16 protein-coding genes are annotated in these 16,602 nt (G+C 71.6%); 7 read left to right on the top strand and 9 right to left on the bottom strand.

Translation table 11 applies throughout. The features are described from left to right. Positions 1-30: 30 nt before the first annotated feature. The 3 genes from OG766_RS24305 to sbnA all read left to right on the top strand — a co-directional run bounded on the left by OG766_RS24305 (position 31) and on the right by sbnA (position 3,352). Positions 31-1,038, top strand: coding sequence for a TauD/TfdA family dioxygenase (locus OG766_RS24305; protein WP_266383117.1), 1,008 nt, complete (start codon positions 31-33; stop codon positions 1,036-1,038). Then, the gene (sbnB, locus tag OG766_RS24300) at positions 1,035-2,108 is read left to right on the top strand and encodes a 2,3-diaminopropionate biosynthesis protein SbnB (protein ID WP_328726202.1); all 1,074 of its coding nucleotides are present in this window, start codon (positions 1,035-1,037) and stop codon (positions 2,106-2,108) included. Before OG766_RS24305 ends, sbnB begins: the two co-directional genes overlap by 4 nt. Positions 2,109-2,233: 125 nt before the next feature. Next, positions 2,234-3,352, top strand: coding sequence for a 2,3-diaminopropionate biosynthesis protein SbnA (gene sbnA, locus OG766_RS24295; protein WP_266383111.1), 1,119 nt, complete (start codon positions 2,234-2,236; stop codon positions 3,350-3,352). Positions 3,353-3,459: 107 nt separating this feature from the next. On the opposite strand, the gene OG766_RS24290 is transcribed toward sbnA, so the two are convergent. Both OG766_RS24290 and OG766_RS24285 read right to left on the bottom strand, forming a co-directional pair. After that, positions 3,460-4,545: a mandelate racemase/muconate lactonizing enzyme family protein gene (locus OG766_RS24290; protein WP_266383108.1), complete on the bottom strand. Its 1,086-nt coding sequence runs from the start codon at positions 4,543-4,545 to the stop codon at positions 3,460-3,462. 153 nt (positions 4,546-4,698) lie between these two features. Further along, a complete protein-coding gene (locus tag OG766_RS24285) occupies positions 4,699-5,949 on the bottom strand; it encodes a hypothetical protein (protein ID WP_328726201.1) in 1,251 nt (416 codons plus the stop codon). Positions 5,950-6,121: 172 nt separating this feature from the next. On the opposite strand from OG766_RS24285, the gene OG766_RS24280 reads away from it, so the two are divergent. Genes OG766_RS24280 through OG766_RS24270 form a run of 3 tightly spaced genes read left to right on the top strand, consistent with a single transcriptional unit; the run spans position 6,122 to position 8,762 of the window. After that, positions 6,122-7,255, top strand: a complete 1,134-nt coding sequence (locus tag OG766_RS24280) for a DegT/DnrJ/EryC1/StrS family aminotransferase (protein ID WP_328726200.1) — start codon at positions 6,122-6,124, stop codon at positions 7,253-7,255. After that, on the top strand, positions 7,252-8,028 hold the full coding sequence (locus tag OG766_RS24275) for a hypothetical protein (RefSeq protein WP_328726199.1): 777 nt from the start codon (positions 7,252-7,254) through the stop codon (positions 8,026-8,028). The genes OG766_RS24280 and OG766_RS24275 overlap by 4 nt, the downstream gene beginning before the upstream one ends. Next, positions 8,028-8,762 carry an amidohydrolase family protein gene (locus OG766_RS24270; RefSeq protein WP_266383099.1) on the top strand — a complete coding sequence of 245 codons (735 nt, stop codon included), beginning with the start codon at positions 8,028-8,030 and terminating at the stop codon, positions 8,760-8,762. Before OG766_RS24275 ends, OG766_RS24270 begins: the two co-directional genes overlap by 1 nt. A gap of 34 nt (positions 8,763-8,796) precedes the next feature. Here the strand turns inward: OG766_RS24270 and OG766_RS24265 are convergent, their stop codons facing one another. Then, a complete protein-coding gene (locus OG766_RS24265) occupies positions 8,797-9,762 on the bottom strand; it encodes a dihydrodipicolinate synthase family protein (protein ID WP_328726198.1) in 966 nt (321 codons plus the stop codon). 94 nt (positions 9,763-9,856) lie between these two features. On the opposite strand from OG766_RS24265, the gene OG766_RS24260 reads away from it, so the two are divergent. After that, positions 9,857-10,825, top strand: a complete 969-nt coding sequence (locus OG766_RS24260; RefSeq protein WP_328726197.1) for an LLM class flavin-dependent oxidoreductase — start codon at positions 9,857-9,859, stop codon at positions 10,823-10,825. Here the strand turns inward: OG766_RS24260 and OG766_RS24255 are convergent. Genes OG766_RS24255 through OG766_RS24230 form a run of 6 tightly spaced genes read right to left on the bottom strand, consistent with a single transcriptional unit; the run spans position 10,815 to position 16,589 of the window. Beyond that, the gene (locus OG766_RS24255) at positions 10,815-11,936 is read right to left on the bottom strand and encodes a DegT/DnrJ/EryC1/StrS family aminotransferase (protein ID WP_328726196.1); all 1,122 of its coding nucleotides are present in this window, start codon (positions 11,934-11,936) and stop codon (positions 10,815-10,817) included. The genes OG766_RS24260 and OG766_RS24255 overlap by 11 nt on opposite strands. A 37-nt stretch (positions 11,937-11,973) precedes the next feature. Continuing rightward, positions 11,974-12,774 carry an amidohydrolase family protein gene (locus tag OG766_RS24250; protein WP_328726195.1) on the bottom strand — a complete coding sequence of 267 codons (801 nt, stop codon included), beginning with the start codon at positions 12,772-12,774 and terminating at the stop codon, positions 11,974-11,976. Next, complete coding sequence (locus tag OG766_RS24245) at positions 12,771-13,520, bottom strand: amidohydrolase family protein (protein ID WP_328726194.1); 750 nt, start codon at positions 13,518-13,520, stop codon at positions 12,771-12,773. Before OG766_RS24245 ends, OG766_RS24250 begins: the two co-directional genes overlap by 4 nt. Then, the gene (locus tag OG766_RS24240; RefSeq protein ID WP_266383078.1) at positions 13,517-14,350 is read right to left on the bottom strand and encodes a carbohydrate ABC transporter permease; all 834 of its coding nucleotides are present in this window, start codon (positions 14,348-14,350) and stop codon (positions 13,517-13,519) included. The genes OG766_RS24245 and OG766_RS24240 overlap by 4 nt, the downstream gene beginning before the upstream one ends. Continuing rightward, positions 14,350-15,327 (bottom strand): carbohydrate ABC transporter permease, encoded by a 978-nt coding sequence (locus tag OG766_RS24235; protein WP_323137323.1) that lies wholly within the window; start codon positions 15,325-15,327, stop codon positions 14,350-14,352. Before OG766_RS24235 ends, OG766_RS24240 begins: the two co-directional genes overlap by 1 nt. Then, entirely contained in the window at positions 15,324-16,589 is a 1,266-nt protein-coding gene (locus OG766_RS24230) for an ABC transporter substrate-binding protein (protein ID WP_266383075.1), read from the bottom strand. The genes OG766_RS24235 and OG766_RS24230 overlap by 4 nt, the downstream gene beginning before the upstream one ends. Between the last annotated feature and the right edge of the window lie 13 nt (positions 16,590-16,602).

Genomic DNA, 16,602 nt, shown 5'->3' with positions numbered 1-16,602 from the left:
GCCTGTGAGCCGAGACCGAAAGGAAACGAGATGTCGTCCTCATCCCAGGCGTCACTGCTCGATGTGGAGTCGCAGCCGGGCAAGCCACCCGTGCTGCGGATCGAGTCCCTCGCCGATGCGGCGCGTTGGGCGGCGGAGCAGCGTGAGGCGCTGCGTGCTGTCGTCGCCGAGCGTGGTGCGGTGCTGGTCCGCGGCCTGAACCTGAGTGATGCCGATCAGGTGGGCGGTGTCTTCCGCCGGCTGGCCGGCGGCGAGCTGATGAGTGAACGCGAGGCCTTCGCCGCCCGGCAGAGCTACCCCGGCGGCGTGTACTCCTCCACCACCTGGCCCGCCAACCAGCCCATGTGCATGCACCACGAACTCAGCTACACCCTCGAGTTCCCCGGCCTGATGATGTTCGCCTGCCTCAGCGCCCCCACCCAGCAGGGCGCCACCGCGGTCGCCGACGCACCCACCGTGCTCCAGGCCCTGCCCCCCGAACTGGTCAAACGGTTCGAGCAGGAAGGCTGGCTCCTCACCCGCAGCTACAACGACGAGATCGGCGCCTCCTTCGCCGAAGCCTTCGGCACCGACGACAAAGCCATCATCGAGAACTACTGCCGGATCAACGCCATCGACTTCGCCTGGCAGAGCGACGGCACCCTGCACACCCGCCAGCGCCGCAGCGCCATCGTCCGCCACCCCGTCACCGGCGAACGCTGCTGGTTCAACCAGATCGCCTTCCTCAACCAGTGGACCCTCGCCGAAGAGGTCCGCGAATACCTCGTCGACGTCTACGGCGAGGACGGCCTGCCCTTCAACACCCGCTACGGCGACGGCGACCCCATCGGCGAGGACGTCGTCCAGATCCTCAACGAGACCTACGAGGCCCACACCGCCCGCGAACCCTGGCAGGCCGGCGACCTCATGCTCGTCGACAACATCCGCACGGCCCACAGCCGAGAGCCCTACGAAGGCACACGCGAAGTCCTCGTCGGCCTCGCCGAACCCGTACGACTCACCGACTGCTCACCCACCATCGAGGTGAGCGACCAATGACCCCCATCCGGACCGAACCGACCGAACCGACCACGCGGCCGGCGTTCGCGGTGATCTCGGGTGAGCAGGTGCAGCGGACGCTGCAGGGCCGCGAGAAGCAGCTCGTCGAGCTCATCGAGTCCACCTACCGGCTGCACGGCACCGGCGATTCGGTGAACCCGCCGTCGTACTTCCTCCGGTTCCCCGACCGCCCGGCGTCCCGGATCATCGCCCTGCCCGCATCGCTCGGCGGTCAGGTCCGCGTGGACGGCCTGAAGTGGATCTCCAGCTTCCCGGCCAACGTGACGGCGGGCATTCCGCGCGCCTCGGCCGTGCTGATCCTCAACGACCACGACACGGGCTATCCGTTCGCCTGCCTGGAGAGCTCCATCATCAGCGCCACCAGGACGGCCGCTTCGGCCGCGCTGGCGGCGGACTGGCTGAGCCGCGGAGGGCTGCGCCCGCTGCGCGTCGGGTTCTTCGGTACGGGCCTGATCGCCCGCTACATCCACACCTTCCTGGCGGGAACCGGCTGGTCGTTCGACGAGATCGGCGTCCATGACGTGTCCGCCGACAGCGTGGCCGGCTTCCGCTGCTATCTGGAGCAGTCGGGCACCGCCGGACGGATCAGCGTGCACGACAGCGCCGAGGAACTGGTCCGCGTCAGCGACCTGGTGGTCTTCGCGACCGTGGCCGGTGAGCCGCATGTCGGCGACGTGTCGTGGTTCGCGCACAATCCGCTGGTGCTGCACGTGTCGCTGCGTGACCTCGCACCGGAGATCCTGCTCGCCTCGGCCAACATCGTCGACGACGTCGAGCACTGCCTCCAGGCGAACACCTCGCCCCATCTGGCCGAACAGTTCACCGGCGGCCGCGACTTCCTCACCGGCACGCTCGACGACGTGATGTCCGACCGGGTGACGGTGCCGAGGGACCGGCCGGTGGTGTTCTCGCCCTTCGGCCTGGGCGTGCTCGACCTCGCGGTAGGCAAATGGATCTACGACGAGGTGGAGCGCTCCGGCGAACTGCAGGTCGTCGACAACTTCTTCCACGAGCTGCGCCGCTACGGCCCAGCTGACGGAAGCCCGTGAGGAGGCTGATCGCAGGACTGATCGCAGGAGAGATCACCGGTCAGGTCGCCGCAGGTCAATGCGCACGACACCGCGGCCGCTGACGCAGGGACCCCGCGTGGTCCACTGCAGATGAGGAGGCCATCGTGCCTGTCATATCCGCTCCCTACGACTTCAACGAAGACGAGCTCTACGTCGACCTCGCGTCGATGTTCGGACACTCGCTCTTCCTGAAGTGCGAGGGCTTCAACTTCGCCGGCTCGATCAAGCTCAAGGCCGCGATCGAGATGGTGGAGGCCGCCGAGCGGGACGGTGTCCTGAAGCCGGATTCGATCCTCGTAGAGTCCTCCTCGGGAAACCTGGGTGTGGCGCTGAGCATGATCGCGGCGAGCAAGGGCTACCGGTTCCTCTGTGTGACGGACTCCCGTTGCAACCTGACCACCAGGTTGATGATGGAGGCGCTGGGCAGCCAGGTGCACGTCATCGCCGGTCAGGAGGCGAACGGAAGCTTCCTCGGCGCGCGGATCGACTACCTCCGCGCCCTGTGTGCCTCCGACCGCCGGTACGTGTGGCTCAGCCAGTACACCAATCCGAGCAACTGGAAGGCGCACTACCGCAGGACGGCGCCGGAGATCGCGCGGCAGTTCCCGCAGCTGGACACCCTGTTCATCGGGGCCGGCACCACCGGCACCCTGATGGGCTGTGCGCGCTTCTTCCGCGAGTGGCACCGGCCGGTGCGGATCGTCGCGGTCGACAGTGTCGGCTCGGTGTCCTTCGGTGGCGAGGCGGGGCGCCGGATGATTCCCGGTCTCGGCATGAGCATCCGTCCACCGCTGCTCGACGAGTCCTACGTGGACGAGGTCATACGCGTCGAGGAGAAGGACACCATCCGCGCCTGCCACTCGCTGGCCCGGAACGGATTCCTGTTCGGTGGCTCCACCGGCACGGTGGTCAGCGGCGCGATGGGCTGGCTCGCCGAGCACGAGACGGCCGGTCACACCGCGGTGGCCCTCGCCCCGGACCTCGGTGAGCGCTACCTCGACACCGTCTACCAGTCCAACTGGCTGCAGGGCCTCTACGGCGACGACGTGATCGAGGCCGACGAGCGGGCCTCCGAGTCCTGGGCGGTGCAGCCCGCGCCGCCGGCACCGGCATCGTCACCGTCACCGTCACCGTCACCGTCACCGGGCGGCCGTCGTCCTCATATGCGGACCGGCGACCGCGGTGGCCGACGGCGTCACCGGCGTCGCACCGGAGACCCGTGAGCAGTGAAGGATTCCTGCGGACGTTCGTGAACCAGCAACGGTCGACGTGGGCTGATGCCCCATCAGCCCACGTCGACGGCGGTGCAGAAGGCAGCTGAGGCCGCCGCTCACAGCGGCGCCAGCCGGTGGCCGAGTCCCGGGAGGTCCGGCAGCTCCACATGACCGGTGCCGGCCGTCGCCGCGAACACCTCCGGAGCCAGCGGTTCCTGTTCGACCAGGAGCGGTCCGACCAGGTCCGGCGGGACCGTGGCGTGCGGGAGGGCCGCGGACAGATGGGCGGCCGCCAGGGTGGCGACACCCAGCTCCGGCATGGTGCCGATCTTCACGGCGAGGCCGGCTGCCTCCGCGAGGGCCGCGATCTGGCGGGCCCGGTGGAGTCCGCCGACCTTGAGGATCTTGATGTTGAGGACGTCGGCCGCGCCGCGGCGGACCAGCTCCAGCGCGTCGTGGAGCGACTGGAGGGACTCGTCGGCCATGACCCGTACGCCGCCGTGGGCGCGCAGGGCGGCGAGCCCGGCCAGGTCCCAGCGAGGCAGGGGCTGTTCGATCAGGTCGAGTCCGGCGTCGGCGAGGCGTTGGACCGTGCGCAGTGCGCTGCCCGGCTCGTAGCCCTCGTTGGCGTCGAGGGACAGCTCGACGGACTCGGGGATCGACTTGCGTACGGCGGCGACGAGTTCGGCGTCGCGCTCCGGGTCCTCGCCACCCTTGAGCTTGATGTGGCGGAAGCCGCGCTCGGCGTGGTGGGCGGCCTCCTCCGCGCTCTCGTCGAGGCTGCCGAGGCCGACGACCCAGGTGGTGGGGACGCGTCGGGTGACGGCGCCGCCGAGGAGGAGGTGCGCGGGCCACCCGGCGGCGCGGGCGGCGAGGTCGTGGAGGGCGAGGTCGAGGGCGGCCTTGGCCAGGTGCTGGCCGCGGATCGCGGCGTCCATCGCGGTGTGGGCTCCGGCCAGGTCGCGCGGGTCGCGGCCGAGGAGTGCGGGCGCGGCGTGCTCGGTGACGGCGGCCCGCAGCCCGGCGAGCGTCTCGCCGGTGTAGGCGGTCATCGGGGAGGACTCGCCGAAGCCGGAGGCGCCGTCGGTGGTCCGTACCTCCACGAGCAGGCTGATGAGTTCGGGGCTGGTGCCGCTGCTGATCGCGAACGGGCGGCGGTAGGGGGCACGGACGACTCGGGTGTGGAACGAGGCGATCTTCACGCGGCTCAGCTCCTTCGCTGTGACGTCGTTTCGGTCGGGACCGTAACTTCCCGCCGGGCGGCCGTCCGCAAACGGCACGCCGCGTCCGGGCACCCTCACACCCTCGCGTCCCGGCAGCTCGGCAGCCCTGCGGCCCGCCACTCGTTGTCCCGACTACAGCCGGACCCGGTACACGATCGGCGGCCGACCGGTCTGTCCCTCCTGGCGGCTTCCGGTCGGGACGGCCACGCCCGCCCGCTCCAGCCGCTTGAGTATGCGCCGGGCCGTGCGCTGCTGCACGGACAGGTGCTCGGCGACGACATGGGCGGTGAGCCCCTCCCCCGGGTCCGCGGCGGCCAGTTCCCGCAGCCGGTCCAGGGTCTGGGGGTTGATGCCCACTCGGCGGGCCAGCAGCGCCGCGCTCTCGGGCGCGGCGGGTTCGCTCGCCGCGTCCCCGAGCGCGGGGTCGATGACGATGTCGACGTCGTCGGTCATCGACACGACCCCGGCGACGGCGCCGACGGACCGCGCCCGGTTGACGGCACGGCGGGCGAGGGCCTCCGCCTCGGCGGCGGTGCGCCCGAGCCCGAAGCCGATGTGCGCGGTGCCGTGCCGGGCGGCGAGGGCGTCGAGGAACGGGATTCGGGTGAACTGCTCGGTCGCCTTCTCCAGGACGCCCCGGGTGGTGACGACGAGCCGCTGCCCGTCCGGCAGGGCGGCGAGGCTTCCGCCGAGGATCCGTACGTCCTCGGCCAGTCGTTCGTCTGCCGGTCCGCCGGCCGCGGTGGGCAGGTCGATGACGCCGAGGGCGACCTGGGCGTCGCCGCTGTGCTGTCCCGCCGTGGCCAGGACGAGGGCCTGGAGCGTCGCCAGGATCGAGTGCCGTGAGGGAGCGAGCCGTACCGCGTGGGTCCGGTGCTCCAGCACGTGGAACGCCGAGCCGAGGCAGGTGATCGCGACCCTCGACTTCCTGGTGTCCCGCGCGTCGAGATGGAAGTCGACGAGATCCTGGGAGGTGAGCCCGGGCCGGTAGGGCAGCACCTGTACGTGGTCGGTGGGCAGCTTCGCCTCGGTGAGCGTCTCCAGCACCTCGTCGCGGCGCAGGGTGTCGATGGAGACGCGCGAGACGTCGTGACCGAGGCGGAGCAGTTCGACCAGGGCCCGCAGGAGGGTGGCGCCGCTGTACGGGACGTACATCGCGGGGCGGTCGAGGACGCCGGCCGCGGCGGCGAGGGAGTGCGGGACCACTCCGGTGAAAAGCAGGGCGTCCGCGGAGGAGCGCGCCGCGGCGACGACCTCCGTCGTCTCGTCCTCGTGGCGGTACGGCAGGGGCAGCAGCTGGGCCGGGCCCGCCTGTACGCCGCCCACGGCGACCACCTTGTGGACCAGGTCCTCGGGGCCTATCACGCCGACCGTGAGCGGCATGGCCCGGTCTCCGTTCTGCTGGGGTCGACGCACGACCTGCGGGGGTTGACGCACGTTCTGCCGGGGTTCGACGCACGTTCCTTCGAGGTTGACGCGTGATTGACGACCGACGACGGGAGTTCTACTTTCGGCCCAGGCCATAATCGTGTGCTGCCGAGAGGATAATCCCCCGATGCCGCAACGGGAAATGCCACTGCCCACAGTTCTCGAACCACGCGGCAGGACCATCGGCGAGGAGGAACGCGCCGCGGTGCTGCGGGTCCTCGACTCGGCCGTCCTGTGCGGTGCGTTCGGGACGGAGACCCGGGCGCTGGAGGCGGAGATGGCGGCGCTGTACGGGCGCTCCGGGGCCGTCTCGTCCAGCTCCGGCACGGCCGCGGTCCATCTCGCGGTCGCCGCGGCCGGTGTCGGCCCCGGGGACGAGGTCATCACCACGCCGATCTCGGACTTCGGCACGGTCGCGCCGGTCCTCGCCCAGGGCGCGAGGGTGGTGTTCGCGGACGTACGGCCCGAGGACGGGAACCTGGACCCGGACGCGGTGGAGGCGGCGATCACCCCGCGCACCAGGGCCGTGATCGCCGTCCATCTCTTCGGCGGCGCCGCGGACGCCGGCCGGCTGCGGGAGATCTGCGACCGCCACGGGCTGCTGCTGATCGAGGACTGCGCACAGGCGTGGCTGGGCGAGGACGACTCCGGCCGGCTGCTCGGCACCGTCGGGGACATCGCCTGTTTCAGTCTCCAGCAGTACAAGCACATCACGGCGGGTGACGGCGGGCTCTGCATCGCCGACGATCAGGAACTGACCCGCCGTATGCGGCTGTTCATGGACAAGGGCTGGGACCGCGCCGAGGGCCGCATCCACCGCACGATGGGCCTCAACTACCGGATGACGGAACTCGTCGCGGCGGTCGCCCGCGTCCAGCTCACCCGGGTCGCCGATGTCGTGCGCGTACGGCGCGAGCGGGCCGGGCGCCTCGCGAGGGCCCTCGACGGGCTCGGACTGTCGGCCGCGGCCCGGATGCCGGAGCGGCGCGCCGGTCACGCCTGGTGGGTGATGCCGCTGCTCGTCGACGACAACTCCCGCTGGGCGAAGGGACTTCAGGAGGTGGGCGTCCCGGCGCTGCCCGGCTATCTGGAGCGGCCGCTGTACGCCAATCCGGCACTGTCCGGCCACCCGCCCGGCCTGTGTCCCCGTGCGGAGACGCTGATCGACCGTACGCTGCTGGTGCTTCAGTGGAACGAGGCGTACACCGAGGACGACGTGGACCGGATCGCCCGCGCGCTGGGCGAGGTGGGAGCGGGATGAGCACGAGCACGACGACCGCGCACGAGCGGCTGAGCGCCTACGACTGGCTGACGCCGTCCCCCGAGGAGACCATCGGCTGGGACGTGGACGTGCTGTACGGGGCGTGGCCGCGGCACCACCGGGACTTCCCGCTCGCCGAGGTCCGACGGCGGCTCGACCGCTCCCCCGTGTCCGGGGCGCTGGCGCTGTCCACGCGCGGACCGCTGTTCGACGACGGAGCGGGCAACGAGGAGACGCTCCGCGATCTGGCGGACTGCCCGGAGCTGTTGCCGGTCGGCACGATCGACGTACGCGACGCGCTGACCGCCGAGGGCCGGCTGGACGAGCTGACAGCGGCCGGAGTGCGCTTCCTGCGCGTGTTCACGGTCGAGCAGGCCGCCGACCCCGGCTTCCCCGGCTACCGGCGGGTCGTCGACCTCGCCCTGGACCGCGGGATGGTGCTCCTCCACGACGGGGACCCCCGCCGCTACGGTCCGCCGCTGATGAACCGGGGCGCCGACGTGGTCTTCCTGGACCTGCACGCCTATCTGCTGGCGGACTTCCTGCTGATGGCCCGCGAGGAACCCGGATTCCGGGTCACCACGCGGATGCTGTCCGGGCCCGACTCCCTCGAGCGGGTCGTGGACTCGGTCGGCGCGCGCCACCTCGTCTTCGGCTCGCGCACCCCCTTCATGGACATCTCACCGCTGACGCTGCGGCTCCGGTACGCGGACATCTCGGACGACGACCGTGCCGCCATCGCCACCAAGAACGTCGAGGAGCTGCTCGCCTGATGCCGATCATCGATGTGCACGCCCATGTGGGGCGCTGGCAGTTCCACCTGACCTGCGGCGACGCGGAGACCAATCTGCGGCAGATGGACCGCTACGGCATCGATCTGCAGCTGGTGTCGGCGTCGGAGGCGGTGGTGTACGACGCGGTCGCGGGCAACGCGGCGCTGCTGAAGGAACTGGCCTCCCGGCCACGGCTGTACGGCTACGCGGTGGTGAACCCGAACCGGATCGAGGAGAGCGCGGCCGATCTGCGCCGCTGTCTGGACTCCGGGCGGTTCGTCGGCGCGAAGATCCACACCCACTATCCGGGGCGGCTGCCGGGCTCGCGCGAGATGGCGGAGGCCTTCGACGTCATCGCCGAGGCCGGGGTGCCGCTGCTGCTCCACACCTGGGGGCGCGAAGTGCTCCAGCTGGCCGACATGGTCACGGCCCGGCCGGGACTCCGCGTCATCATGGGCCATGCGGGCGGCGACGCCTGGCGCGAGGCCGCGCACGCGGCGGCGTCCTGCGACGGTCTGTATCTGGAGCACTGCCGTACGGCCGCGGACGCGGGCCGCATCGCCTACGCCCGCGAGGCCGGCGTCCCGGTCGAGCGCATGCTCTTCGGCACCGACGCCACCCTCATCGACCCCTGCTGGTCCCTCGGCGTCCTGCGCGACGCGCACTTCACGGAGGACGAGCTCGACAGGGTCCTGTGGCGGAACGCGGCGGAGCTGTTCGACCTGAAGGTGTGACAGGTGTGACGGGTGCCAGGGGTGCGGGGAGGGGCTACGCCGCGTCGGGGTCCTTCGCGAGGCGCTCCAGGCACTCCACCACCGACTGCCGCTCCGCCGCCGGCAGCCCCGGCCCGTACGGGTCATGGGCCGACTCCTCCGGGATCAGGCCCTCCCAGACCGCCGCCCACAGCATGCGCTGCACGTAGCCCTCGATCGGATCGAGGAACGTGGCCTCCGCGAAGGCGTCCAGACGGGCCGAGGCCCGCACGAACGCACCGTGGTCGCCGTCGCGCCACGCGTCGAGCACCGCGGCCGTCAGCGGCACCCGGGCGGCCGCGATGCCGACGAGGGCCGAGTCGGCGCCCCACATCAGCGAGGGTCCGAACATCCGGTCCTCGCCGGTGATGACGAGCTTCCCGCCGGACTGTGCCGCGCGGATCGCGTCCTGGCAGGCCATCGCCCGGTCGAGGGTGGCGAGTTTGACGCCGGCGGCGGACGGGAGTGCGAGCAGCCGGCTCACCAGCCGCGGCGGGTACGGGTATCCGCCCGCCTCCCCGTGCAGGAAGAACCCGAGCACGGGGAGCCCGCTCGCCGAGGCGGCTTCCTCGTGCAGCGCCAGGGCCGCGTCCTCGTCGCCGTCGAGCTGCGCCAGCGGATAGACCATGACGGCGTCGGCGCCGCCCTCGGCCGCCTGCACCGCCATCGCCACGGTGGCGTCGACCGCGTCACGAAGCCCCGTGACCGGGGTCGAGCGTGGTACCCCCACGCCCGCCACGACCGGCCGGTCGACCGCCGCGCGCCACACCCCCAGCACCCGTCGGCGGTCCGCCTCGGAGAGATACAGCCCGCGTCCCGTGTGCGCCCATACGGCGACCCCGCCGACGGGGTGCGCGGCGATGCGTTCGGCGTATCCGCGCAGTGCTTCGAAGTCGACAACTCCCCGCGCGTCCATGGGGGTTGCGACTGCCGGAAGTACGGTGCCGCGCAGCCGGCGCACCAGCTGGTCCGTCGCAGACATCGGCGTTCTCTCCCGTCCGTTGCCCGTCTGTTGCGGTCGTCGCCGCTACGCTAGCCTTTACGGTCCGGACCGTAAAGGAAGGGATTCCGCTTCGATGCGCCTCGGCCTGTACGTCAACCTGTATGCGGACAAGGCCGACCGGCCGCGGCTCGCCGACGCCGTGGAGCAGGTGCGGCTGGCGGAACAGGCGGGCTTCGCCTGGGTCGTGCTGGGCGAGCGCCATCTGCACCGGCCCGGCTACCACGAGGCGCTCACCTCGCTGGCGTATCTCGCCGCGCACACGGAGCGGATCGGGCTGGCGACGGCCGGGCTGATCGCACCCGTCTACCAGCCGGTATGGCTGGCCGAGACGCTGGCGCACATCGACGTGCTGTCGGGCGGGCGGCTCACCGCCGGGTTCGTGCTGGGCTACCGCCCCGAGGAGTTCACCCTGTTCGGCGCGCGGCCGGGCGAGCGGGTGCCGCGGTTCGAGGAGTGCCTGGAGCTGCTGACCCGGCTGTGGACCGAGGACGAGGTGACGTACAAGGGCCGCTGGAGCGAGGTGGACGGCGCCTATCTGTCGCCGAGGCCCGTGCAGAATCCGCGGCCGCGGATCTGGAACGGCGGGCGGGTGCCGGCCGCGCTGGAGCGCACGGCCCGGATGTGCGACGGATGGACGACGTCGTTCAACGAGACCGACGAGGAACTGCCGGAGAAGATCCGCGCCTACCGCGCCCACCCGCGGGGTCCTCGTTCGCTGGGGGCGGAGGTCGTCGTCTGCCGCGAGGGGTATGCCGCCGCGACGACCCAGCGCGCGCGGGACGCGCTGGAGAGGCCGCTGCGAGGGCTGTACGACGCGTACGGCGACTGGAAGCGCACGTCGATGGACGCGGCGCGCTATGCGCAGCAGTGGGACGACATCGTGGCGCGGTCGGTGATCGGTTCGCCCGAGGAGTGCACGGAACGGATCGGGCGGTACGCGGAGATGGGCGCGGACGGGCTGGTGCTGCGGGTCCAGCCGCCGGGGATGCCGCAGGCCGACGCGCTGCGGGCGATCGAGGCGTTCGGGGAGCTCAACGCGTGAACGCGCGCTGGACGCTCAGGGCGGCCCGGGCCACGGCCCCCATCGCCGCCTCGTCCGCCATCAGCAGGGCCTGACGCACCCAGACGACGGTGTCCTCCGCGGCCTCGGCGACCGGGCAGGGCGCGGGGTCGCCGACGTACGGCACTCGGGTCAGCGAACGGTAGCCGGGGTCGAGCGGGACGCCCTCGGCCGCCATCGCCTTCAGGAACGCGGACTTCGGGTGGCCGCCGAAGGCGCGGGAGTCGTAACGCAGCATCGCCAGATGCCAGGTGTGGCGGGTCGTGCCCGGCGGGGGCGGGACGAGTGCGAGGCCCCGGACCTCGCCGAGAGCCGTGGCGAGCGCGCCGGCACAGGCCGCACGGTGGTCGATCCCATCGTCCAGCAGGGCGAGCTGGGGATGCAGCAGGGCCGCCTGGAACTCCGTCATGCGCAGGTTCCAGCCCAGCTCCGGATGCTCGTACCAGCCGCCGTCCGGGCTGCGGCCGACGTTGTGCAGCGCCCACAGCCGCTCGTACGTGCGGCGGTCGTCGGTGACGACGATGCCGCCCTCCCCCGCGGTCATCGCCTTGCTGGACTGGAAGCTGAAGCAGGCGGCGTCCCCGAGGCTGCCCGCGGGCCGGCCGTGGCGTGCGGCTCCGTGCGCCTGCGCCGCGTCCTCCACGACGGCGGGGCCGAGGCCGCGCAGGGCCTCCGTATCGGCGGGGGCGCCCGCGAGATGCACGGGCATGACGGCCTTCGTACGCGGACCCACGAGGCGGCGTACGGCTTCGGGGTCGAGGTGCAGGGTGTCCTCCCGTACGTCGGCGGCGACCGGCACCGCGCCGGCCAGCACCACGGCGGTCGCACTGGCCACGAACGTGTAGGCGGGGACGATCACCTCGTCGCCCGGACCGACTCCGAGGGCGCGCAGGGCGAGGAACAGCGCGACCGTGCCGTTGACCGTGCACACGCCGTGAGCGGCGCCCACGCGCGCCGCGAAGGCCGCCGCGAAGTCCCGGGTCTCCGTGCCGTCGGTCGCGCCCCAGCGGCCGCTGTCGAGGACCCGCAGCAGTGCCCGCCGCTGCTCGTCGGTGGCGGGCGGCGGCCAGGCGGGCCACTGCGGACGGTTCACCGTCCCGCCCGTGTCCGCCGTGCTCCGCAGCGGCGGTTCACCCGGTGGCCCGCGAGAGCAGGGCGGCCATGGTGCCGTGCAGGACCTGCTCCCGGTCGTTCTCCGCGAGGTCCGCCAGCAGCACACGTCCGAGACCGATCCGCAGATCGAGGAAGACGGCGTCCGAGCCGAAGGCGATCCGGTCCGCGCCCACCTCGGCGACCAGCCGGGTGAGGTGGCGGGCCGTCATCCGGGAGCCGCAGGTCTCCAGGACCAGGCTGGGGCAGCGCACGGCGGCCTCGGCGGCCGGGCCGTAACCCTGCGGGAACAGCCCCGAGTGACCCATGAGCAGCGGCACACCCGGGTGGCGCGACGCGACGGTGACGAAGCGGGGGGCGTCGGCCCAGCGGCTGTCGTGCTCACTGTGGGCGAGGACCACACGGCCGTGGTCGGCCGCGGCCTCGAAGGCGGGGGTGTAGGCGGGGTCGTCGAGGGCCAGTTCATGGACCTCGGGGTGGAGCTTGACCCCGATGACGCCCGGTACGGCGAGCAGTTCGCGCAGACGTGGGGCGGCCTCGGGGTCGTGGGGGTTGTGGACGGCGTAGCCGAGGAGCCGGCCGGGGTGGGCGGCGAGGGCCTTCAGCAGGAGGGCGTTGCCGGCCCGGGCGTCGGGGCCCACGGCGAGCAGATGGGACACGCAGGCGGTGGCGACACCACAGCGGTCCATCATGGCGACCAGACCGGCGGCGGAGCCGTCGGGGATGGCGAAGGCGCCCCAGCGCCCGAGGTGGCCGTGGGCGTCGATGACGCGCAGGCCGCCGGGGGCGCGCACGCCGGCGGCCGGCGCGAGCGGGGTCACGCCCCGCCGCCGAGGAGCCGTAGCGCGTTGGCGCCGGCGATGAGGGACGTGTCGTGGGCCGGCAGGTCGAGGGTGTCGAGGAGGTGGCGCGGGCCGGCGTCGTCGCTGACGGGCGCGCCGGTGCCGAAGAGGACGCGGTGGGCGCCGTACCGCTGGGCGAACCACTCGACCTGCCGGTGTCCGGCGAGCGTGGAGGTGTCCACGTGGAGCAGCTCGTGCGTGTCGAGGAGTTCGGTGAGTTCGCGCAGGCCGCGGTAGCCCGTGCCGGTGAGGACGATCCGCAGCCGGGGCCTGGTGCCGGCCAGCAGGTCCACGTCGGCCGCCGTGACGGCCCCCCAGTCGAGCAGCATCGTGACGCCGGCCAGGGACAGCGCGGCGGTCAGGCCCAGGGCGTACGGTCCGGTCGCGGCCCAGCCGTGGCGGTCGGGGCAGAGCCGTACGAGCGGGGCCCCGCCGCCCGTCCAGTCACCGGTGCCGAGCGGTCCCGGCACGAGCACGGGGACGGGGCGCAGCCGTTCGTCGGCGATGCGGCCGAGCCGGGCGTTGCCGTCGCGCGGGTCGCCGTACACGGCGTGGGAGTGGGCGACACAGGCCGTGTCGATCCTCAGCCGTTCCAGCTCCTTGACGAGTCCGTCCTCGTCGCGGCTCGGTACGTCGTCGTTCGGCAGGGGTCCGAGGATCCGGTTGACGTCGACGACGGTGAGGGCGGGGCCGACAGGTGCGGCGGCGGGTGCGGCGATGGTCACGACTTGAGTCCTGAGGTGGCGATCGAGTCCGTCAGATACCGCTGGAGCAGCCCGAAGACGAGCAGACAGGGGATGACGGTGATGGTGGCTCCGGCCATGATCTGGTTGATCGTCACGTTCTCCCCCTCCAGCGTGGCGAGCCCCACGGTGAGCGTGCGCATCTGCTCGGACTGGCCGATGACCAGCGGCCACAGGAAGTCGTTCCAGTGCCAGAGGAAGACGAACACGCCGAGGGTGGCGAGCACGGGCCGGATCAGCGGTACGACGATCGTGGTGTAGATGCGCCACTCCGAGGCCCCGTCGATCTTGGCGGCCTCGAAGAGCTCGTCGGGCAGCTGGATGATGAACTGCCGCATCAGGAAGACGGCCTGGGAGTTGGCGAGCGTCGGCACGATCAGACCCCAGTAGGTGTCCACGCCGCCCAGCTCCGACACGAGGATGTAGTACGGGATGAGGGTGGCCTGGAACGGCACCATCAGGGTCGCGAGGAACGACCAGAAGAGCACCTCGCGGCCGGGGAAGCGCTTCTTGGCGAACGCGTAGCCGGCCATGGACGAGAACAGCAGGATGAGCAGCACCGACACGAGCGAGTAGATGAGCGAGTTGACCGCCCACCGCGTGACGTCGGCGTTCTCCAGCACGTCCGTGAAGTTCGCGAACGTGGCGCGGGTGATGTCGAAGGCGCCCGGAAGCGTCTGTCCGCCGGCGGGCGCGAACGACACCAGCACCATGACGACGAAGGGGGTGACGGTCACGAACGCGACCAGGACCAGCAGCACGGGGAGCCCGAGCCGGGCCGTGGCCCGCCGCGGCGCGGTGGGGGTCGCCATCAGTCCGTGTCCCTTCCGATGAGCCTCCGCTGGATGAGCGAGAAGACGAGGACGACGAGGAAGAGGACCAGGCCGACGGCGCTCGCGTACCCGAAGTCGAAGAACTTGAAGCCGGAGTCGTAGAGGAAGTAGACGAGCGAGTAGCTGGCGCGCACGGGGCCGCCGGCGGTCATGACGTACATCGCGTCGAAGACCTGGAAGCCCGTGATCGCCTCGATGACGAGGACGAAGAACAGGACGGGCCGCAGCAGGGGAAGCGTCACCCAGCGGAAGCGCTGCCAGCCGTTCGCGCCGTCGATGGTGGCGGCCTCGGTGACCTCGCGCGGGATGGACTGGAGTCCGGCGAGGAGGATCAGCATCGAGTAGCCGAAGCCCTTCCACGCCGAGGCGGCGGCGATGGAGGGCAGGACCAGGGACTCGCTGCCGAGGAAGTCGACCGGGCCGAGGGAGAGGGCGCCGAGGGTGGCGTTGAGCAGTCCGTCCTCGAGCTCGTAGATCCACTTCCAGATGACGGCGGCCAGCACGATGCTGGTGACGTACGGCAGGAAGAACAGCCCCCGGAAGAAGCCGCGCAGCCAGAGCGTGCGGTGCAGCAGGACGGCGGTGCCGAGGGCGAGCGCGACGGTCATCGGGACGTACAGCGCGGTGTAGACGGCGGTGACGCCGAGGCTCTCCCAGAACAGGTCGTCCTGGAGGAGGCGGGTGTAGTTCCCCGCACCGGTGAAGGTCCACTCGCCGCTGAGCCGGTAGTCGGTGAGCGAGAGGAACGCGGCGCCGAGCGTCGGCCCGAAGCGGAACACGATGAACAGCGCGAGCATCGGCGCGACGAACGCGAGGCCCACCAGGGCCTCGCGCCGTCGCAGGATCCGGCTCCGGCCGGCGGTCACGCCGGGCCCGCCCCCGCCTTCGCCGGGTTCCGGGCCGGCTTCGGGCAGGGGCTCTTCCGGTGCGACCTCGTCGGCGGCGAGCTTGCTCAACGCTGACGCGCCAGCAGGTCGTCGGCTTCCTCGGCCGCCGCGTCCAGGGCGGCCTTCGGGCTCTTCTTGCCCGTGAGCGCGGCCTGGATCTCGGGGCTGAGCAGCGCCATCAGCTGCCGGGCGGCCGGGTTGGGCTCACCGGGATAGGTGTGGTCGAGCGCCTGCTGGTACTCCTTGGCGTAGGTGCTGTCGTTGGGGACGGTGACGTCCGTACGCGGGGAGAAGAAGCCGCCCGCCTTGCCCATGGACTCGATCTGCGCGGGCTGGACCATGTACGCGATGAACTTCTCGGCGCCCGCCACGTTCCTGGACTTGGCGTTGATGCCGAGCCCGCCCGGCATGCCGAAGCAGACCTGCTTCCGGGGGCCGGTGAGCGCGGGGCCGACGATCACGTTGCCCTTGCCCCAGGCCTGCTCGGCCAGCACGGCGTCGGCCGGAGTGTTGGTGAAGCCCATCGCGACCTGCTGTTTGCCCAGCGCCTGATCGGTGAAGAGGTTGGCGTTGGTCATCGCGGACTTCGGGACGGAACCGCCCTTGTACAGGTCGACGAGGAAGGTGAGGGCCTCGACGCCCTCGGTGCTGTTGAACGCGGCCTTCTTGCCGCTGTCGTCGAAGACCTTGCCGCCCGCCTGCCACAGCAGCGGATAGAAGCTCATGTTGAGCGAGGCCTCGTTGCTCGCGGAGTAGTCGAGCGTGGTCGCGCCGGCCTGCTTCAGCTTCGGGGCGGCGGCCCTGATGGCGTCCCAGGTGGCGGGCGGCTCGGTGATGCCCGCCTTCTCCAGCAGTTTCTTGTTGTAGAGCGTGCTGGTGACGGTGTGGTAGATCGGCGCCGCGTACACCTTGCCGTCCTGGGTCATGGCCTCCAGGGCGGCCGGGCGGAAGGCGCTCTTCGCGTCCTCGATGGCCCGGTCGACGGGCTGGAGCGCCCCGTTGGCCTGGTACTGGGGGATCTGGTCGGGGCCCAGCAGGACCACGTCCGGGCCTTTGCCACTGCCGAACGCGGTGGCGAGCTTCTGGTCGCGGTTCTCCCAGGGGAGCTGCTCGACGGTGAGGTCGACGCCTTTCTCCGCCGCCTCGAAACCTTTCTCGATCCCGTCCCAGTAGGCGGCGTTGGCCTTCGGATCCATGATCACCGGGTACATCCAGACGGTGACCTTCTTGGATCCTGCGCCACTGTCACCGTCGCCGCAGCCGGCGGCGGTGAGCGTGGTGAGCATGAGCAGTGCGAGAGGAACGGTGGCGCGCTTGAACCCTGTCTTCATGGGGGCCTCCGGA

The sequence above is a fragment of the Streptomyces sp. NBC_00259 genome, from assembly GCF_036181745.1.
GTDB classification, from domain to species: Bacteria; Actinomycetota; Actinomycetes; order Streptomycetales; family Streptomycetaceae; genus Streptomyces; species Streptomyces pratisoli.
Note: the sequence above shows the minus strand (reverse complement) of the source record. Positions and strands in the feature narration are given on the sequence as shown.